At 44.6% G+C, this 18,897-nt stretch carries 16 protein-coding genes and 1 tRNA gene; 8 read left to right on the forward strand and 9 right to left on the reverse strand.

All coding sequences use genetic code 11. The features are described from left to right. Nucleotides 1-72 precede the first annotated feature (72 nt). Nucleotides 73-1,956, forward strand: a complete 1,884-nt coding sequence (locus AB4375_RS06690) for a diguanylate cyclase (protein ID WP_372051234.1) — start codon at nt 73-75, stop codon at nt 1,954-1,956. Between the two features lie 581 nt (nt 1,957-2,537). On the opposite strand, the gene AB4375_RS06695 is transcribed toward AB4375_RS06690, so the two are convergent. Both AB4375_RS06695 and pykF read right to left on the reverse strand, forming a co-directional pair. Beyond that, a complete protein-coding gene (locus tag AB4375_RS06695) occupies nt 2,538-3,209 on the reverse strand; it encodes a GntR family transcriptional regulator (protein ID WP_080582236.1) in 672 nt (223 codons plus the stop codon). A gap of 176 nt (nt 3,210-3,385) precedes the next feature. Continuing rightward, nucleotides 3,386-4,798 carry a pyruvate kinase PykF gene (gene pykF, locus AB4375_RS06700; RefSeq protein ID WP_017061403.1) on the reverse strand — a complete coding sequence of 471 codons (1,413 nt, stop codon included), beginning with the start codon at nt 4,796-4,798 and terminating at the stop codon, nt 3,386-3,388. 429 nt (nt 4,799-5,227) lie between these two features. Here pykF and AB4375_RS06705 point away from each other — a divergent pair, with 429 nt between their 5' ends. Further along, entirely contained in the window at nt 5,228-5,998 is a 771-nt protein-coding gene (locus tag AB4375_RS06705) for a DeoR/GlpR family DNA-binding transcription regulator (protein ID WP_017061404.1), read from the forward strand. 107 nt (nt 5,999-6,105) lie between these two features. Beyond that, nucleotides 6,106-7,938, forward strand: a complete 1,833-nt coding sequence (gene glmS, locus AB4375_RS06710; protein WP_017067690.1) for a glutamine--fructose-6-phosphate transaminase (isomerizing) — start codon at nt 6,106-6,108, stop codon at nt 7,936-7,938. 102 nt (nt 7,939-8,040) lie between these two features. Here the strand turns inward: glmS and AB4375_RS06715 are convergent, their stop codons facing one another. The 6 genes from AB4375_RS06715 to rpsU all read right to left on the reverse strand — a co-directional run bounded on the left by AB4375_RS06715 (nt 8,041) and on the right by rpsU (nt 14,264). Then, a complete protein-coding gene (locus tag AB4375_RS06715) occupies nt 8,041-9,309 on the reverse strand; it encodes an O-acetylhomoserine aminocarboxypropyltransferase/cysteine synthase family protein (RefSeq protein WP_372051235.1) in 1,269 nt (422 codons plus the stop codon). Between the two features lie 204 nt (nt 9,310-9,513). Next, nucleotides 9,514-9,589, reverse strand: a tRNA-Ile gene (locus AB4375_RS06720). A 163-nt stretch (nt 9,590-9,752) separates the two neighbouring features. Continuing rightward, on the reverse strand, nt 9,753-11,597 hold the full coding sequence (gene rpoD / locus AB4375_RS06725) for an RNA polymerase sigma factor RpoD (RefSeq protein WP_017061407.1): 1,845 nt from the start codon (nt 11,595-11,597) through the stop codon (nt 9,753-9,755). Nucleotides 11,598-11,696: 99 nt separating this feature from the next. Then, nucleotides 11,697-13,460 carry a DNA primase gene (gene dnaG, locus AB4375_RS06730; protein WP_372051236.1) on the reverse strand — a complete coding sequence of 588 codons (1,764 nt, stop codon included), beginning with the start codon at nt 13,458-13,460 and terminating at the stop codon, nt 11,697-11,699. Nucleotides 13,461-13,579: 119 nt separating this feature from the next. Continuing rightward, nucleotides 13,580-14,023 (reverse strand): GatB/YqeY domain-containing protein, encoded by a 444-nt coding sequence (locus AB4375_RS06735; RefSeq protein WP_017069475.1) that lies wholly within the window; start codon nt 14,021-14,023, stop codon nt 13,580-13,582. Nucleotides 14,024-14,048: 25 nt separating this feature from the next. Continuing rightward, nucleotides 14,049-14,264: a 30S ribosomal protein S21 gene (gene rpsU, locus AB4375_RS06740; protein WP_004396009.1), complete on the reverse strand. Its 216-nt coding sequence runs from the start codon at nt 14,262-14,264 to the stop codon at nt 14,049-14,051. A gap of 257 nt (nt 14,265-14,521) precedes the next feature. On the opposite strand from rpsU, the gene tsaD reads away from it, so the two are divergent. Then, the gene (gene tsaD / locus AB4375_RS06745) at nt 14,522-15,538 is read left to right on the forward strand and encodes a tRNA (adenosine(37)-N6)-threonylcarbamoyltransferase complex transferase subunit TsaD (RefSeq protein ID WP_017061410.1); all 1,017 of its coding nucleotides are present in this window, start codon (nt 14,522-14,524) and stop codon (nt 15,536-15,538) included. Nucleotides 15,539-15,644: 106 nt separating this feature from the next. Continuing rightward, nucleotides 15,645-16,460: an alpha/beta fold hydrolase gene (locus AB4375_RS06750; protein WP_017069476.1), complete on the forward strand. Its 816-nt coding sequence runs from the start codon at nt 15,645-15,647 to the stop codon at nt 16,458-16,460. Nucleotides 16,461-16,504: 44 nt separating this feature from the next. Here the strand turns inward: AB4375_RS06750 and plsY are convergent, their stop codons facing one another. Next, entirely contained in the window at nt 16,505-17,101 is a 597-nt protein-coding gene (gene plsY, locus AB4375_RS06755) for a glycerol-3-phosphate 1-O-acyltransferase PlsY (protein ID WP_009847793.1), read from the reverse strand. Between the two features lie 138 nt (nt 17,102-17,239). Here plsY and folB point away from each other — a divergent pair, with 138 nt between their 5' ends. From folB to AB4375_RS06770, 3 genes are read left to right on the forward strand one after another with little or no spacing between them, the layout of a single operon-like run. Then, nucleotides 17,240-17,599: a dihydroneopterin aldolase gene (gene folB, locus AB4375_RS06760; protein ID WP_004735969.1), complete on the forward strand. Its 360-nt coding sequence runs from the start codon at nt 17,240-17,242 to the stop codon at nt 17,597-17,599. Further along, on the forward strand, nt 17,596-18,078 hold the full coding sequence (gene folK, locus AB4375_RS06765) for a 2-amino-4-hydroxy-6-hydroxymethyldihydropteridine diphosphokinase (protein WP_017061413.1): 483 nt from the start codon (nt 17,596-17,598) through the stop codon (nt 18,076-18,078). The genes folB and folK overlap by 4 nt, the downstream gene beginning before the upstream one ends. Nucleotides 18,079-18,093: 15 nt before the next feature. Then, nucleotides 18,094-18,897, forward strand: a complete 804-nt coding sequence (locus AB4375_RS06770; protein ID WP_017069477.1) for an undecaprenyl-diphosphate phosphatase — start codon at nt 18,094-18,096, stop codon at nt 18,895-18,897.

An 18,897-nucleotide genomic window follows, 5' to 3' on the forward strand; every position in this document is an offset into this window, starting at 1 on the left:
AGCGGCTTTTATTTTGTTAATTTTTTAGAGTGCTATAATCCCGCGCTGCACTTCCATTCATCTGAGTTAGCAATGCGAAATAAAAAATCAATAATTACATTGCTGATTATCTCTATCATATTGTCTTCTGCAGTATGTCTGTATTATTTGCAGCGCTACAAAGAAGTAAAACAGCAGAGCTTTGACTACTCAGCTAAGCAAGCCGTTCATCAGTTAGTGTATGCCAAGCGAGATTATGATCTTCTCAAGACTCAGTTAGTCTCGGTCATGGAGCTACTCAGTCATAGCCAGAGCTTGGTTAACTTTGCTTCCTCTCCCTCAGACCAAACCAAACATCTACTTGAAGAGGTCTGGCAATCTGTTCTCGTGAACCAGAAGTGGTATACACAAATCCATCTGTTAGATGTCACTGGCAAAGAATTGGTGCGTGTTAACTATTCCTCTGATACCGGTAGAGTGACGTTTCCTCAACAGCTGCAAGATAGGTCGGATTCTAACTACTTCCAATACGCTCAAAAACTAGAAGCCGAACAGATTGGCGGTTGGGGTATTGAGCTTGAAACTGAGCATGGTGAAGTCACCTTCCCTTATTCGCCGGTAATCCGTGTCTTTACCCCAGTAGAAACCCCTGACGAAAGAGTAGGCTACCTCGTCATCAATCTTGATGTATGGGGCTTATCGTCGCGTCTGAGCTTTTCACCAGATAACGATCTTAGAGCAGAAGTTCTCAATGACGCGGGTTACTTCATCGCGAGTAACAACAGCGGTAAGTTGTTCGGAGACTCTATTCCTGAAAGAAAAGGCTATAACCTGAAAAATATCGCGCCGAAGACGTGGGATGCGATCTCCAATGATCAGGTGGGATACGTTTTTGAAGATGGTAATTTGTTTGCCTTTAACACGGTTATGCTCGCGAACAGTCAAAAGGTCCATTTACTGATTCAACTTAATCAAAAGCAACTGATGGATCGGGCTGAGCGTGATCTAGATGATTTGACCCATGAAGAGATCATTGTTCTGATTACGGTGCTGATATTCGCTTTCCCGTTTGCTTACCTGGTGACGCACTGCCGACGCCGAAGCCTAGAGAGTAAATTGGCACGAGCCGCATTGAATGGTATGTCGGCAGTGATGATCTCTGACAAGCAGCACCGCACAATGATGATCAATAACGAATTTGAGAACATGACTGGGTACTGCAAAAAACAAGTTATCGGTCAGAATGCCCTGCAGTTGTTGCTTGAGAATACCGACCAAGTACTCTCAAGTTCGGCTATCTGGAGTCATTTAGAGCAAGAAGAAGTATGGGAAGGGGAAGTTCAGTGTAAGAACAAACTGCGTATTCCTTTTACAGCGATCATGCGAGTGCATGTGGTCAAAAACAATTCGGGTAAAGTCAGCTATTACATCACCTCTTTGGTGGATATTTCGGTAAGGAAGGAGCTTGAAGTACGTTTGAGGATCTTAAGTGAACGTGACTCTTTGAGTAATCTTTGGAATAGACGAAAGTTCGAAGAGCAGCTCGCGTATTATTCTCGCTTGGTTGAGCGTTACCCTAATGAATCGACGACTTGCTTAGCTTTAGTCGATATCGATAACTTCAAGCGAATCAACGACGAACTTGGTCATGACGAAGGCGACCGAGTGATTGCTGGTGTTGCTAAGCTTCTGCAAGACAGTCTTCGTGGGACGGATTTTGTTGCACGTGTCGGAGGAGAAGAGTTTGCACTGTTGATGCCACACACGTCTCTGCCAGAAGCAAAGCGCGTATTGGATCGCTTGCGAATAGAGATTGAACTGGCAGCCGGAACTAAGGTAACGGTGAGTGTTGGCTTTACTGATTTAACAAGTAACAGTACTCGCTCATACAAGTGTGCCGATGTTGCGCTTTACGAATCTAAATCGTCTGGTCGTAATACGGTCTCTATGTGTCCTAGCTACGATGATGTCGCTTAGGTTCGCTTCTATCTAATCCTTTCTTCTCTTTGCTTCACCTCTTCAAGCTGGCCCCGACTCACTTTATCTCTCCCCCTTTTTATAGGAATCTCACTTTTGAGCGACCTATGTCACAAAATCTATACAGTTAGACTAAAGTCTAATGCTGGTGGAAATTTGAGCTAAAATGAACAATAAGTAAACTACCTTGCTTCAGATTACATCGTGCTTAACGGTGTAGTAAATAGAGTGTTTACCAGATGTAAAAGGATGACACCGTTAACTTAATTCAACTGATTAGCTAGCCTTTTCAATGGTTTGAAAGGCAGCAGTAGAATTAGGTTAGCTGGAGCAAGAGTTTGGGGATCATACAGTCTGGTTAAAAGAGGCGTGGTATGTTTGTCGATTTTTTAGTGAGGTTAACCATAGGCACATTAGCCATTCTTGGCTTTCAATTGAGTGCTTTGTATTTTTTACCTATGGTTGTGCTACTCAATACTCATCACAAAGAGTTTTTTGGGTGGTAGTTCAGTCGTGGTACTGGAAACAAAAAAACGGAGCCGCTGGGCTCCGTTTTTATTTGGTTAGAATCTATCTTGGCATCATGCCGCTTCGATAACTTCTTCAATTCGTTTCATTGAACCTAGTAAGTGTTGATCAAGCAGTTCTGTTGCTTGTTCTACATTCTTAGAGAGTACTAGTTTCATGATCATTTCGTGCTCATCAATATTGAACAGATCATCAGATGCGCTTTCTGCAGACATAGCGAGGAAGCGGTAACGTTTCACTTGGTTAATTAGGTCATCAAAGAACTTAAACATGTTCTCTGAATCTGCACCTTCAAGCAGTGCGACATGGAATTGCTGGTGGCGCTCTTCCCATTCTACACAGTCAAACTCTTCAGATACGTACTGTACTCGCGATAGTTTATGGTAAGACGTTAGTACATCCAGTTCCCAGCTCTCATCACCTGCTGCAATCGCTTTTTTAAGCAGAACCGATGATACAACACGAAGGCTTTCGTATAGGTCATTCAGTTCTTTCTTTGATACAGGAGATACCCAGCAGCCTTTTTGTGGCTCTAGCTTTACGTATTTGCTCCAAGATAACTGTACCAAGGCTTCGCGAATAGGGGATGCGCCAACGTTGTAGCGTGCTTTTAGATCAGCAACAACAAGCTTTTGGCCTGGGGTTAACTCACCATTAAGAATATCTTGGCGAATCATCTTTGATACTTTGTCAGTGAGCGTAGGACTAGACATTACAAACCTCATCTATATATGATTTCTAGTCTGCTAATCCGTCTCTTAGAAAGAGTCAGTTGGAGGTTAACAGTACGTAGTTCTATTGTGATTGATAATACAGCGTACTGAAAAGTTAGGCAAGATTTTGTTTCATAAAAAAAGAGGGCCGAAGCCCTCTTTTATATTTTATGCGAATCGGTTCATTCTTATAGAACGTGAACAGATGCCGTGTTTGTAGTACCAGAAGCTACTAGAGCACCAGAAACCATAACTACGATGTCGCCTTTGTTACCTAGGCCAGATTGTAGAGCGATTTCTTTACCGTTGATGTAGAACGCGTCTGTGTTCTCGATAGAGTCAACAAGAACTGGCTTAACACCTTTAGTAAGAACTAGCTGTGCAGCTGTCTTTTCGTTAGTTGTTAGAGCTAGGATGTTTGCAGTTGGGAAGTACTTACGTACTGAACGTGCAGATTTACCGCCTTCAGTTGCAACAACGATTAGAGGAGCAGCTAGCTTCTCTGCTGTGTCTACAGCGCCTTTACATACTGCTTCAGTAATGCGTAGACGTGGGCTGTCTAGACGAGAACCTAGCTCAGCTTTAAGAGCTGAATCAGTACGGTTCGCGATTTGAGCCATGATAGTAACAGCTTCAACTGGGTACTTACCTTTAGCAGTTTCACCAGAAAGCATTACTGCATCAGTACCATCCATGATTGCGTTCGCAACGTCACCCGCTTCAGCACGAGTTGGACGTGGGTTGCTGATCATAGAGTCAAGCATTTGAGTTGCAGTGATAACCATCTTACGTGCACGGTTACACTTCTCGATCATCATCTTCTGAGCGAAGATTACTTCTTCAGCTGGGATTTCAACACCTAGGTCACCACGAGCAACCATGATGCCGTCAGAAGCTTCAAGGATTGAATCGAAGTTATCTACACCTTCTTGGTTTTCAATCTTAGAAATGATGTGGATGTTCTCGCCGCCGTTAGCGTTTAGAAGCTCACGGATTTCTTTAACGTCTTCTTCTTTACGGATGAAAGAAGCAGCAACGAAATCTACGCCTTGCTCACAACCAAACTTAAGGTCAGCTTTGTCTTTCTCAGAAAGAGCAGGAAGTTGAACAGAAACGCCAGGAAGGTTAACACCTTTGTTTTCGCCTAGAGCACCGTTGTTAAGAACTTTACACTTAACTTCAGTTTCTGTTGTTGCGATAACTTCCATTTCGATTAGGCCGTCATCAACAAGGATAGTGTTACCTGCTGTTAGGTCTTTAGCGAAACCTAGGTAAGTTACTGCTACTACGTCTTTGTTACCAACAACTGTTGCGTCAGTTGTGAAAGTGAACTCTTGACCAGCTACTAGATCTACGTCGTTACCATCTTCAAGTTTGATAGTACGGATTTCTGGACCTTTAGTATCTAGAAGGATAGCAAGTTGCTCACCTTTGTTTTCCATTACTTTACGGAAGTTCGCGATACGAGTGCCGTGCTCTGCGAAATCACCGTGAGAGAAGTTAAGACGCATAACGTTCATGCCAGCATCTACTAGTTCAGTTAGCTTCTCTACAGATTCAGTTTTAGGGCCAATCGTACATACGATTTTGGTCTTTTTCATGGAAGGTACTCTCCGGTAAGTATTGTTACAATTTGAAATTTATTTAAGTTCTGAAGATTGGTCCGCTACATCAACATTTTGTGCCTGTTGTGTAAAAGCGCGGGACTTCCAATATGTCCTTCAGAGTTGTAAGTCTTTCATCAATTTTAGTCATTTTATGACTAAAAGATTTTGATTCAATATCGGTTTTCTGTGACTTACCCCACTATATAGGGGGTAAGTTGCAAAAAAATAACAGTCAGTTTTGTAATTTTTTTTCTTTTCGGGTGCGGATTCTACCACCTAATGAGTTCAATATCACTGCTTAACAATTGTCTTAGGACAAGGTTTTATCGCTATTTATTAATTTTTTGGATCAAAATAAATAGACTAAATAGTTTCGTTGTAACTATAATATGTTTCATATCGAAACTTAATGGCCTTTTTTAAATGTCGAAACGAAACACCCAGCTCAGAAGACATGCAATTTCTAACCTAGTGAATGAAAAAGGGGAGGTTAGTGTTGATGAATTATCCGCTAAGTTCGAAACCTCAGAAGTCACTATTAGAAAGGACTTGGCGTCTTTAGAGAAAAACGGTCAGCTTTTACGCCGTTATGGTGGTGCGATTTCGTTACCGAAAGAGGTTGTCAACGAAGAACTGGGTCAACAAGTTTCGACTCGAAAGATTTCATTGGCAAAAGCCGCTGCAGATTTAATTCGCGACCATAACCGCATCGTGATCGATAGTGGCAGTACGACCGGTGCTCTAATTCAGCAGCTTAATGCTAAGCGTGGCTTGGTTGTTATGACCAACTCATTGCACGTTGCTAATGCGCTTAATGAGCTTGAAAGCGAGCCGACGTTATTAATGACTGGCGGCACTTGGGATACCCATTCGGACTCTTTCCAAGGCAAAGTTGCAGAGTCGGTACTTCGTGCTTACGATTTTGACCAACTATTTATTGGGGCTGATGGTATCGACCTCGATAGAGGCACAACCACGTTTAACGAACTGGTTGGCCTGAGCAAAGTAATGGCTGAAGTGTCACGAGAAGTGATCGTGATGGTTGAGTCGGAAAAGGTGGGACGAAAGATCCCGAACTTAGAGCTGGCATGGGAACACATTGACATCTTAATTACCGATACAGACTTAGGCGAAGAATCCAAAGCAAGTATCGAATCACATGATGTTCGAGTGATCCTGACCGATCCAGCGTAAAAACAAATTTAAGTATTATGCATTTACCTTCCTATAATTGATCTTAATGAAGATTTGGCCTTTGCTTGCTGCCAATAGGAATAAAACAAAATTGATGGAGTGAAACTATGTGTGGAATTGTTGGTGCAGTAGCACAGCGTGATGTAGCTGAAATTTTAGTAGAAGGCCTTCGTCGTCTAGAATACCGTGGCTACGATTCAGCTGGTGTCGCTGTCGTCGATACTGCATCTAACCTAACTCGTGTACGCCGCCTAGGAAAAGTACAAGAGCTAGCTGACGCAGTAGAAGAGCAACAAGTGATTGGTGGTACAGGTATCGCTCATACACGTTGGGCGACACACGGTGAGCCGTCTGAAGCGAACGCACACCCACATATGTCTGGTGATATTGCCGTTGTACACAATGGCATTATCGAAAACCACGAAGCACTGCGCGCTATGCTGCAAGAGCGTGGTTACGTATTTACTTCACAAACGGATACAGAAGTTATTGCTCACTTAGTTGAGTGGGAACTTCGCACTTCAGCTTCTTTGGTTGAAGCGCTACAGAAAACAGCAAAACAATTAGACGGTGCGTACGGCACGGTTGCGGTTGATCGTAAAGATCCTAGCCGTATCGTTGTAGCTCGTTCTGGTAGCCCGATCGTTATCGGTTTTGGTGTCGGCGAGAACTTCCTTGCTTCTGATCAACTGGCGCTACTGAGCGTAACTCGTCGCTTCATGTACCTAGAAGAAGGTGATGTTGCTGAGGTAACTCGTCGTGATGTTACGGTATTTGATGTAGCGGGTGAGCGTGTTGAGCGTGAAATCGTTGAGTCAAACGCTGAACACGACGCAGGTGACAAAGGTCAATACCGCCACTTCATGCAGAAAGAGATCTTCGAGCAGCCAACAGCGCTGATCAATACAATGGAAGGCCGTATCTCTGACACTTCGGTTATCACTAACGCGATCGGCGTTAAAGCTGAAGAGATCCTAAGCAAGGTTGAACACGTGCAGATCATCGCATGTGGTACGTCTTACAACTCAGGCATGGCAGCGCGTTACTGGTTTGAATCTCTAGCTGGCGTAAGCTGTGACGTAGAGATTGCTTCTGAATTCCGTTACCGTGATTTCGTTGTTCGTCCGAACAGCCTATTGGTGACTCTGTCTCAATCTGGTGAAACGGCGGATACGCTTGCTGCACTTCGTCTTGCAAAAGAGAAGGGTTATATGTCTGCAATGACTATCTGTAACGTTGCGGGTTCTTCACTGGTTCGTGAATCTGATTTTGCCTTCATGACTCGCGCAGGAACAGAGATCGGTGTTGCTTCTACTAAAGCTTTCACAACTCAACTAGCAGCGATGCTGATGATGGTAACGTCAATTGGTCGTCTACAAGGTCGTATCAATGAAGAAAAAGAAGCGGAAATCGTTCAAGCACTTCACCAACTGCCTGCTGATATCGAGAAAGCATTAGCGTTCGATAAAGAAATTGAAGCACTGGCACCTGATTTTGCTGATAAGCATCACACACTGTTCTTGGGTCGTGGTGAGTTCTACCCAATCGCGATGGAAGCGTCTCTTAAACTGAAAGAGATCTCTTACATCCACGCAGAAGCATACGCAGCTGGTGAGCTTAAGCACGGTCCTTTGGCTCTTATCGATGCAGATATGCCTGTAGTCGTTATTGCACCAAGCAACGACTTGCTAGAGAAGCTGAAATCGAACGTTGAAGAAGTGCGTGCTCGTGGCGGTCTACTTTACGTATTCGCTGATGAAGATGCGGGCTTTGAAAGCGATGAGAACATGAAGATCATCAAGATGCCTCACGTAAGTGAAGTAACAGCGCCTATCTACTACACAGTACCGATGCAGCTGCTGTCTTACCATGTCGCACTAATAAAAGGTACCGACGTTGACCAACCTCGTAACCTAGCGAAAGCGGTAACAGTTGAGTAATCGACAGCTTACCTAAGATATAGATAATAAGAAGCCCATCCTGTGATGGGCTTTTTTATGTCTGTTAGTTAACGATCAGTGTTAGAGCTAGCTGTAGCGTCATTAAGCGCTCAGTGCTTGCTCTAGGTCAGCCAAGATATCGTCAATGTGCTCGATACCTACTGATAGGCGAATCATCTCCGGTGATACACCGGCTTGTTTCTGTTCAGCTTCGCTTAGTTGACGGTGTGTCGTCGAAGCTGGGTGACAAGCGAGAGATTTCGCATCGCCAATGTTAACTAAGCGCTTGAAGATTTGCAGTGCATCATAGAAGCGAACACCGGCTTCATAACCGTCTTTTAAACCAAAAGATAGAATAGCCGATGGCTTACCCTGCATGTACTTTTCAGCGAGTGGATAGAATTCTGAATCAGGCAGGCCAGCGTAACTTACCCAACTGACTTTCTCGTGTTGCTTGAGGTATTCCGCTACTTTCAAGGCGTTCTCTGTGTGTCGCTCCATGCGTAGCGACAACGTCTCCAAACCTTGCATCAACATGAAAGCATTCATTGGTGACAGTGCTGCACCTGTATTACGTAGGGGAACCGTTCTAGCTCGACCAATAAACGCAGCCTCACCAAATGCCTCGGTATAAACCACGCCATGATAAGAAGACTCTGGCTGATTAAAAACAGGGAAGCGCTCTTTGTGCTCTGCCCATGGGAATTTACCTGAGTCGACAATCACGCCACCTAACGTTGTACCGTGACCACCCACGTATTTGGTTAGTGAGTGCACCACGATGTCAGCACCAAAATCGATAGGTTTACACAGCACAGGCGTCGCGACTGTGTTATCAACAATCACAGGCACTCCTTGTGCGTGGGCAAGTTCTGCAACACGTTCTAAGTCGATGATATTACCAGCAGGGTTACCAATACTTTCACAGTAAACCGCCTTGGTTTTTTCATCGATCAGTGCCGCTAAGCTTTCTGGTTTGTCGTCTTTAGCAAAACGAACTTCAATTCCTTGGTTTGGCAACATGTGAGCAAATAGGGTGTAAGTACCACCGTAAAGCTGAGGCGTTGAGACAATGTTGTCACCGATTTGTGCCAACGTCTGAATCGCGTAGTTGATCGCCGCGCTGCCTGCACTCACCACTAGGCCTGCAATACCACCTTCTAAGGCTGCCATGCGTTTTTCCAACACATCATTGGTTGGATTCATTATCCGTGTGTAGATATTACCTGGCACCGCAAGGTTAAACAGGTCGGCGCCATGTTGTGCGTCATCGAATTCGTAAGCGACGGTTTGGTAAATAGGAGTCGCAACCGATTTGGTTGTTGGATCAGTTTCGTAGCCGAAGTGAATCGAGAGTGTTTCGTCTTTCATGTTTCTTCCCTGAACTATTGAATGATTTGTGTACACTCATATTGCCGATTTTTTTATAAAAGAAAAGTATGTTTAGTCACAGAGAGGCAATTGGAATTGTGTGCGGGATGATTCGTTATTGGTTAGGAAATGCAGGGCGTAAGTTGTACAGATTTAGAAAAGCAAAAAGCCAGAGCAGCATGAACTGTTCTGGCTTTTCTAATTTGGTGGCCCCTCCCAGATTTGAACTGGGGACCGAACGATTATGAGTCGTGCGCTCTAACCACTGAGCTAAGGGGCCGTAGGGCATAGATTATAGGGGAAGCGTTCAATGGTGTCTAGACACTATAAGGGGCAATTCCGCTTACATCTTAGCCACTTAAATCACACAGATAAAAAAAAGGTGAGCCAACGCTCACCTTTTCTTATTTATGCTTAAAAGCTAACCACACTTGAGTGTGCGATTACTCGTCTAGGAAGCTACGCAGAGTTTCTGAGCGGCTTGGGTGACGAAGTTTACGCAGTGCTTTTGCTTCGATCTGACGGATACGTTCACGAGTTACGTCGAACTGTTTACCAACCTCTTCAAGAGTGTGGTCAGTGTTCATGTCGATACCGAAACGCATACGCAGTACTTTAGCTTCACGAGGTGTTAGGCCTGCAAGAACGTCTTTAGTTGCACCGCGTAGGCTGGTTGCCGTTGCAGAGTCTAGAGGTAGTTCTAGCGTTGTATCCTCGATGAAATCACCTAGGTGCGAATCTTCGTCGTCACCGATTGGTGTCTCCATTGAGATTGGCTCTTTAGCGATTTTCAGTACTTTACGGATCTTGTCTTCAGGCATTTGCATGCGTTCAGCCAGTTCTTCCGGAAGTGGTTCACGACCCATCTCTTGTAGCATTTGACGAGAGATACGGTTTAGTTTGTTGATCGTTTCGATCATGTGAACCGGAATACGGATAGTACGAGCTTGGTCGGCAATCGAACGAGTGATTGCTTGACGGATCCACCAAGTAGCGTAAGTAGAGAACTTGTAACCACGACGGTATTCAAACTTATCTACCGCTTTCATCAGACCGATGTTACCTTCTTGGATTAGATCCAGGAATTGTAGACCACGGTTTGTGTACTTCTTAGCAATCGAGATTACTAGACGTAAGTTCGCTTCAACCATCTCTTTCTTCGCACGACGAGCTTTCGCTTCACCGATAGACATGCGACGGCTGATATCTTTGATGCTTTGAACAGTAAGAGACGTTTCACGTTCGATCATATCCAGCTTTTGGATAGAGCGACGGATGTCGTGCTCGTTACGTTTAATCTTTTCTGCGTATGGCTTGTCTGAAGCAAGAACTTCATCCAACCATGCTTCGCTAGATTCGTTGCCAGTAAATAGAGCAATGAAAGATTTCTTCGGCATTTTGCCGTACTCAACCGTTTGACGCATGATTAGGCGTTCTTGAGTACGTACACGATCCATAGAGTTACGCAGTTCGTTTACTAGGTAATCAAACTGTTTTGGTGTTAGACGGAACTCTTTGAATACGTCTTGCATCATTGTCGTTGCAAGCGTTGCTTTCGGGCTTTCATGGCCGTACTCGTTGATCGCTAGCTGACGGTTCTGGTAGCTAGTACGAAGCGCTGTGAACTTCTCAAGAGCAAGCTCAGGATCGATACCTGTATCTTCTTCTTCCTCTTCCTCGTCGTCTTCAGCGTCTTCTTTGTCTTCGTCTTCCAGATCAGTTTCAGCAAGTTCTGAACCGATGTGAGTCGCCGTTGGCGCAGCTGTGCCATCGTCGTCTGGGTCAACAAAGCCATTGATTAGGTCTGTTAAGCGAATCTCTTCTGCTTGTACGCGGTCAAACTGTTCCAAGATGTATGGAATAGTGCCTGGGTACTCAGCAACCGATAGTTGAACTGTATTGATACCATCTTCAATACGCTTCGCAATGTCGATTTCGCCTTCACGAGTCAGTAGTTCAACTGTACCCATTTCACGCATGTACATACGAACTGGGTCAGTAGTACGGCCAATCTCGCTTTCTACGCTTGAAAGCGCAGCAGCTGCAGCTTCGGCTGCATCTTCATCTATATTGGCATCGTCATCATTAAGTGCTAGATCATCAGCATCAGGTGCAGTTTCAACTACCTTGATACCCATGTCGTTAATCATTTGAATGATGTCTTCTACCTGTTCAGAATCCACGATTTCTGCAGGTAGGTGGTCGTTTACTTCGGCGTAGGTCAGATAGCCTTGTTCCTTGCCTTTAATAACAAGTAATTTAAGCTGTGACTGCGGATTTTGATCCATAGATGATATCCAACTTCAGGTCTGGTGAAGGACGTTGCATTCTCAAATGCAAACCAATTATGTTAACAAATTTATTAAATGCTGACTAATCAAACAGGGTTACGCTTTTAGATCTAGCATTAAAGCTAGTAGCTCCCTTTTTTCTTCGGCTGATAAACCGACGCTTCTTGCTTTGGCCTGCAGGTTTTCAATTTGTTTTTCAACGCACTGGGCAAGTATATTGTCCAATGAGTCTAAAAATATGTCTTCTTGATTGTCTTCGTCGAGGGGGATTTCCCAGCTCGCGAGACGAGACAGAAGAGCCTCATGTTTATTGTGTCGCCAATGCTCTAATAATTGGCCTGTGTTGATATGGGGATGCGCATGGCATTTATCAAGTACTTCGACGAATAAACTTAGTCCAGGCAGCTGTAAGCCTTTGACACTTGATAAATCCGGTACCATATCAGCATAGCTCGGATTTTGGATAAGCAAAGCGATAACTTCACGCATTGGAGTGCGCTTGAGCTCTTTATGCGGTTGAGGTTTATTGTCATTGTTAACCTTTAATAAAGCATTGAGAAACTTTTGAAGCTGGAAATCACTCCAACCCGTACCTAAAGCGAGCTCTTTCCATAAATATGCCTTTAAAGAAGGGTCTTGAGTCTTATTTAGCAAAGGGGCCGCATTGGTAACAACATAAGTTCCCCAACGTCGCGAGTCAGTATCGGGAGCTTCTTTTTTTATCTCAGTTAATAGAAAGTCAATTAACGATTCCGCATTCTTAATTTCATTTTCAAATGCGCCTTTCCCATGTTCTCGTATGTAGCTATCAGGATCATCACCATCAGGTAGGAATAAAACTTTTAGTACTTTATTCGCATTAAGGAACTCTAATGCGTTCTCCATAGCTCTTCGTGCGGCTTCTCTGCCAGCACGGTCACCATCGTAACAACAAATAACAGTATTAGTTTGTCTGAATAGTGTTTGTAGTTGTTCTGTGCTTGTTGCTGTGCCCAGTGATGCTACCGCGTAATCTACATCATATTGCGCGAGAGCGACGACATCCATGTAACCTTCTACAACAAGTATCTGAGGCGGTTCACGGTAGGCTTGCATCACTTCATAAAGGCCGTAAAGCTCTTTACCTTTATGGAAGATAGGCGTTTCTGGTGAGTTGAGATATTTTGGAGTACCGTCTTCTAATACACGACCACCAAAACCAATCACACGGCCACGACGATCGCGAATCGGGAACATTACGCGTCCACGGAATCGGTCGTATCGGTTACCTTTATCGTTCTCAATTAACATGCCGCCAGTTACGAGCATGTCTTGGGCTTCTTTCTGTTGGCCAAAGTTCTTACGAACTAAGTCCCACTCATCGGCCACATAACCAATGCCAAACTTCTGGACGATCTCGCCCGAAAGGCCACGATTCTTTAGGTAATCAATCGCAGGTTTGTTGGCTGATATTTTCAGTTGAGAGCGGTAAAAATTACTGATGCCGCCCATCAAATCGTAGAGGTTACGTTTTTGTTCGCTGTTGGCTCTTGGTGCTGTTGATATCTCGCCGCTGCGCTGTTCTCTAGGAACGTCGAGGCCTAAGAAAGAGGCTAGCTCTTCAATAGCTTCAACAAAATCGAGGCGTTCGAACTCCATAATGAAGTCGATAGCATTACCGTGTACGCCACAACCAAAGCAGTGATAAAACTGTTTTTCTTGGCTTACGCTAAAAGAAGGGGTCTTTTCGTTGTGGAATGGGCAACAAGCACCATAGTTTTTGCCTTTTTTCTTAAGTTTCACGCGTGCGTCCACAATGTCGACAATGTCGAGACGCGCTAGGAGATCATCGATGAAACTACGCGGGATGTGTCCTGCCATAAAACCTTAGAAAAATGCACTAACTGAGAGTGTGGATAATAATAGTTTGAATAGGTTACAGATACAAACAAGCCGTGCGTTCCGAAGGATTGCACGGCTTGTTGCAATTTGATTTGGGATTAAGCGAGTTTAGAACGAACTAAACCACTAACTTTCCCCATATCTGCACGCCCTTGAATTTGTGGTTTCAAGATAGCCATTACTTTACCCATGTCTTGCATGCCCGCTGGTTGAGCTTCGGCGATTGCGCTATCAAGTAGTGCAATAACTTCTTCATCAGTTAGCGGTTGAGGCATAAAGCCTTCAAGTACCGTAATTTCTGCTTTTTCCACGTCAGCAAGATCTTGACGATTTGCTGATTCATATTGAGCAACAGAATCGCGACGTTGCTTAACCATTTTAACTAATACAGCAAGAATGTCGTCGTCGTTCAGAGTGATCCGTTCGTCAACTTCACGTTGCTTAATTGCTGAAAGAGCTAAGCGGATAGTGCCAAGGCGCGGTTTGTCCTTGGCTTTCATCGCTAATTTTTGCTCTTCTTTGAGTTGTTCAATAAGAGCCATAACTCAGTCCTTATGGATTAAGTTATTAGTACAGGCGAACGCGACGTGCGTTTTCGCGAGCTAGCTTCTTAGCGTGACGCTTTTGAGCTGCTGCTTTAGCGCGTTTGCGAACTGTAGTTGGCTTTTCGTAATGCTCGCGACGGCGAACTTCAGAAAGGATACCTGCTTTTTCACAAGAGCGCTTGAAACGACGTAGTGCAACGTCGAACGGTTCGTTTTCACGTACTTTAACTATTGGCATATGCCTTTCACCTCAGGGGTTATTCATTATCGCTGGCTACTCAGTACCAAATCAGAGAAGTTACCCATCGAGCTAACTCTCTATTCGCGTTTGGCCATTAACCAGCTTGATCAAAAATGGTGCGGAATTTTAATCCGATCACAGTGGCTTTGTAAAGCACTTTGTCGATTATAGTCTGTACAATATTTGTTTGAAGAGCTTAGGCAGGGTAATATTGCGCTAATTTCCCATTTTAGACGAAGCGTGCCGAGAAAATTATGCGCATTATTGGTATTGAAACCTCTTGTGATGAAACAGGAATCGCAATTTATGATGATGAGCAAGGGCTGCTTTCTCATCAATTATATAGCCAAGTAAAGCTGCACGCCGATTACGGTGGTGTGGTGCCTGAGCTAGCTTCACGTGACCACGTGAAAAAAACAATTCCTCTTATTAAAGCGGCATTAGCTGAAGCGAACCTAACGTCGAAAGACATTGATGGTGTGGCTTACACCGCTGGCCCTGGTTTAGTGGGCGCTCTACTGGTTGGTGCAACGATTGGTCGCAGTATTGCTTATGCGTGGGGGGTGCCTGCTGTGCCTGTTCACCATATGGAAGGTCACCTTCTTGCGCCAATGTTAGAAGACAATCCACCTCCATTCCCATTTGTGGCTCTGCTGGTTTCTGGCGGCCATACCATGATGGTAGAAGTGAAAGGTATTGGTGAATACCGAATCCTTGGTGAATCGATTGATGATGCAGCGGGTGAAGCGTTTGATAAAACCGCGAAACTTATGGGCTTAGATTACCCTGGTGGTCCACTGTTATCTCGTTTGGCGGAAAAAGGCACTCCGGGTCGTTTTAAGTTCCCGCGTCCAATGACCGATCGTCCGGGTCTAGATATGAGCTTTTCTGGTTTGAAGACGTTCGCAGCGAATACCATTCGTGATAACGATAATGATGACCAGACTCGTGCTGATATTGCTTACGCGTTTCAAGAAGCCGTTTGTGCAACCTTAGTAATCAAGTGTAAGCGTGCCTTGGTTGAAACGGGCATGAAACGTATAGTTATTGCTGGCGGTGTAAGTGCCAACAAACAACTGCGTGTTGAGCTTGAAGCTCTTGCTAAGAAAGTCGGTGGTGAGGTGTACTACCCACGCACAGAATTCTGTACAGATAATGGTGCGATGATCGCTTATGCGGGCATGCAGCGCCTAAAGAATGGCGAAACGGCTGATTTGTCTGTTCATGCCACACCGCGTTGGCCTATTGACCAGCTAGAGCCAATTGCGTAATTGACTATAGTGTTTCGATAAACGGTCGCCTTGTGCGGCCGTTTTTATATCCTAGCTTACCGACTGTATGTCGATAAATAATTGCTGATAGAGATTAGGGAAGAAAATGAACAAGTTCACAGTAGACAATCAATCGATGGCGTACCTAGATGAAGGTCAAGGCCCTGTTGTTGTACTCGGCCACAGCTACCTTTGGGATAGTGCAATGTGGAAGCCGCAGATCGAAGCGTTAAAAAATCAGTATCGCTGTATTGTTCCAGAGCTTTGGTCTCATGGTGAATCTCAAGCAGCACCCACTTCGATGCGTAACTTGAAAGATTACGCTCAGCACGTTTTGGCTCTGCTTGATCATTTAGAGATCGAAGAATTCTCAGTGGTTGGCTTATCGGTTGGCGGTATGTGGGGGACTGAGTTAGCGGAACTTGCACCTGCACGTATTAAGTCTTTGGTTCTAATGGATACTTTTGTGGGTTTAGAACCAGAAGTTGCTCACGCAAAGTACTTCAGCATGTTAGATACCATCACTCAAACCAAGACGGTTCCTCAGCCAATTGTTGAAGCGGTTGTTCCACTGTTCTTTGCTAATGATGCTCAAACCAACACGCCAGCTTTAGTTGAAGGTTTTACTCAGCAGTTATCAGCTCTTGAGGGCGACAACGCTGAAGAAGTGGCACGAATTGGTCGAATGGTGTTTGGACGTCGCGATATGATTGAATCGGTAGAGAACTTTGCTTTGCCTGTTTTGATTGCTGTAGGACAAGAAGATAAACCACGTCCGGTACTTGAGTCATACCTAATGCACGATTGCATTACGGGCAGTGAATTAGTGGTGATTCCTGGCGCAGGTCATATTAGCTCGTTAGAGCAACCAGAGTTTGTGAACACAATGCTGAAGACGTTTTTAGATAAACATCTGCTGTAAGTTCTTAAATACTGAATATTATGGTTCGGCTTAGACGTGACAGTTTAAGCCGATTTTTTTTGTCCGAGTTTTGGTTCGCTGCCATCGAGTAGGCGGCGGATATTCTGGTGGTGACGTAACACGATCAAACAGCACAGCATGGCTACTGGCAATGTGTATTGAGGTTTGACTAACCAAGCGTAGAAAGGGGCAAGTAGCACAGTAACCAGTGCCGCTAAAGAAGAGTAACGAAACAAAAACGCGACCACTAACCAAGTCGCCATGATCATTCCGGTTAGATCGAATCCTATTGGGGCGATAGCGCCAAGTGCGGTTGCCACGCCTTTACCACCTTTGAAGTGGAAGAAGATCGGATACATATGGCCAAGACACGCCGCAATTGCCACAACCCCAAGAATGATTGGGTCGATCTTGAGGTAGTAGCCAAGCCAGACAGGGATAGTGCCTTTCAGCATGTCACACAAAAGGACGGCAGCTGCTGCGCCTTTACCGCCAACACGCAGGACATTGGTTGCTCCTGGGTTGTTAGAACCTACTGTTCGAGGATCTGGGAGCCTCAAAACTCGGCATATCAAGACCGCACTAGAGATTGAACCTAGTAAGTAGGCAGCAATGATCATGATAAGTGCCAATGGGGTCATGTCTGTCCTTTAACGGTTATACGCCTAACGATGGGAAAATAATGCTCAATCCAAGAGTAATTGATATCATATCTCGAATTACGCAAATAATACGTTTTTTTCCCCAATTTGGGTATCCGACCTCTAAAAGGACAAGTCATGGCACTGGATAAAGTTTTCATTGAGCAGCTAGAAGTAATTACAACGATCGGTGTTTACGATTGGGAGCAAGAGATTAAACAAAAACTTGTGCTTGATATTGAAATGGCTCATGACAACCGCCCAGCGGGTAAGAGTGATGATGTGGTTGATGCTTTGGATTACTCGACAGTGAGTACAGCCGTGCTTGACCATATTGCGAATGGCCGATTCCTATTGGTTGAACGTGTGGCTGAAGAAGTTGCTGAGCTTATTATGACTCAGTTCTCTGTGCCGTGGATTAAAATCCGATTGGCTAAACCTGGCGCAGTGCCACAAGCAAAAGCCGTTGGTGTGATCATCGAACGAGGTCAAGCATGACAGTAGCCTATGTTGGTGTTGGCACGAACATAGACCGCGACAAGCATGCAAGGGTGGCATGGACAGAGCTTCAATCGTTAGGGACTAACCTTAAATGCTCTAAAATCTATCACTGTGAGCCCGTGGGTTTTAATAGCCATCCGTTTTATAACTTTGTGATAGAGCTCGACACGTCACTCTCATTGACTGAATTTTCACAGCAGCTGCGTAAAATTGAGTTTAAATGGGGTCGCTCTCAAGATGCGCACAAACTACAAGATCGAAAACTCGATCTTGATATTGTGCTGTTTGGAGAGGAGGTTTCTGAGCGTGAGCCAGAATTACCACGCAGTGATATCTACAAATATCCTTTTGTAACACAACCGCTTTATGATCTTTGTCCTGCGCGAGTGATCCCGCAAGACGGAAGAACCGTCAGTGAAATATGGCAGAAGATGCAGCAATTAGACTCGCTCTCTGTCGTAGATATAAAACTATAATTTTTAAGGTAAGTAATGAGTTATTTTGAAGCGTTTATATTGGCGTTGGTGCAAGGCTTTACAGAGTTTTTACCTATTTCCAGTTCTGCACACCTAATCCTTCCTTCTGCTGTTTTAGGCTGGGAAGATCAAGGTTTGGCCTTTGATGTCGCTGTCCACGTTGGTACTTTGGCAGCTGTTGTTATCTATTTCCGTAAAGAAGTGGTCTCTCTGTTGAGCGCATTCTTTGGTTCAGTGTTTAAAGGTGATCGTAGTAAAGAAGCGAAGTTAGCGTGGATGATCATTCTCGCGACGATTCCTGCGTGTATCTTTGGCTTGTTGATGAAAGATATTGTTGAGCTTTACTTACGCAGTGCGTGGGTGATCGCGACGACAACGATTATCTTTGGTCTATTGTTATGGTGGGTGGACAAGAACTCAAGCCTGCGCGATGACGAATACCAAGCGGGTTGGAAAAAGGCGCTGTTTATTGGTCTTGCTCAAGCAATGGCGATCATTCCGGGCACGTCTCGTTCTGGCGCAACCATTACCGCGGCGCTTTACCTTGGTTTCACACGTGAAGCGGCGGCTCGACTCTCTTTCTTGATGTCTATCCCAATCATCACTCTGGCTGGTGGTTATTTAGGTCTTAAGTTGGTGACAAGCGGTGATCCAATCCATGTTGGCACTTTGCTAACGGGCGTTGCGGTGTCTTTCATCAGTGCTTACATCTGTATCCACTTCTTCTTGAAGCTTATCTCTCGTATGGGCATGACACCGTTCGTTATCTACCGCCTGATTCTAGGTTGTGGTCTGTTTGCTTTCTTAATGATGCAGTAA

The organism is Vibrio sp. 10N.261.51.C6, assembly GCF_041471785.1.
Lineage (GTDB): Bacteria > Pseudomonadota > Gammaproteobacteria > Enterobacterales > Vibrionaceae > Vibrio > Vibrio crassostreae_C.

What these genes read in the sequence shown, in the direction of transcription:
- tsaD (WP_017061410.1), top strand. Translation starts at nt 14,522, where the DNA reads ATGCGCATTATTGGTATTGAAACCTCTTGTGATGAAACAGGAATCGCA.
- folK (WP_017061413.1), top strand. Translation starts at nt 17,596, where the DNA reads ATGACAGTAGCCTATGTTGGTGTTGGCACGAACATAGACCGCGACAAG.
- dnaG (WP_372051236.1), bottom strand. Translation starts at nt 13,460, where the DNA reads ATGGCAGGACACATCCCGCGTAGTTTCATCGATGATCTCCTAGCGCGT.
- glmS (WP_017067690.1), top strand. Translation starts at nt 6,106, where the DNA reads ATGTGTGGAATTGTTGGTGCAGTAGCACAGCGTGATGTAGCTGAAATT.
- AB4375_RS06695 (WP_080582236.1), bottom strand. Translation starts at nt 3,209, where the DNA reads ATGAGGTTTGTAATGTCTAGTCCTACGCTCACTGACAAAGTATCAAAG.
- folB (WP_004735969.1), top strand. Translation starts at nt 17,240, where the DNA reads ATGGCACTGGATAAAGTTTTCATTGAGCAGCTAGAAGTAATTACAACG.
- AB4375_RS06770 (WP_017069477.1), top strand. Translation starts at nt 18,094, where the DNA reads ATGAGTTATTTTGAAGCGTTTATATTGGCGTTGGTGCAAGGCTTTACA.
- AB4375_RS06690 (WP_372051234.1), top strand. Translation starts at nt 73, where the DNA reads ATGCGAAATAAAAAATCAATAATTACATTGCTGATTATCTCTATCATA.
- rpoD (WP_017061407.1), bottom strand. Translation starts at nt 11,597, where the DNA reads ATGGATCAAAATCCGCAGTCACAGCTTAAATTACTTGTTATTAAAGGC.
- AB4375_RS06715 (WP_372051235.1), bottom strand. Translation starts at nt 9,309, where the DNA reads ATGAAAGACGAAACACTCTCGATTCACTTCGGCTACGAAACTGATCCA.
- AB4375_RS06705 (WP_017061404.1), top strand. Translation starts at nt 5,228, where the DNA reads ATGTCGAAACGAAACACCCAGCTCAGAAGACATGCAATTTCTAACCTA.
- rpsU (WP_004396009.1), bottom strand. Translation starts at nt 14,264, where the DNA reads ATGCCAATAGTTAAAGTACGTGAAAACGAACCGTTCGACGTTGCACTA.
- AB4375_RS06735 (WP_017069475.1), bottom strand. Translation starts at nt 14,023, where the DNA reads ATGGCTCTTATTGAACAACTCAAAGAAGAGCAAAAATTAGCGATGAAA.
- plsY (WP_009847793.1), bottom strand. Translation starts at nt 17,101, where the DNA reads ATGACCCCATTGGCACTTATCATGATCATTGCTGCCTACTTACTAGGT.
- AB4375_RS06750 (WP_017069476.1), top strand. Translation starts at nt 15,645, where the DNA reads ATGAACAAGTTCACAGTAGACAATCAATCGATGGCGTACCTAGATGAA.
- pykF (WP_017061403.1), bottom strand. Translation starts at nt 4,798, where the DNA reads ATGAAAAAGACCAAAATCGTATGTACGATTGGCCCTAAAACTGAATCT.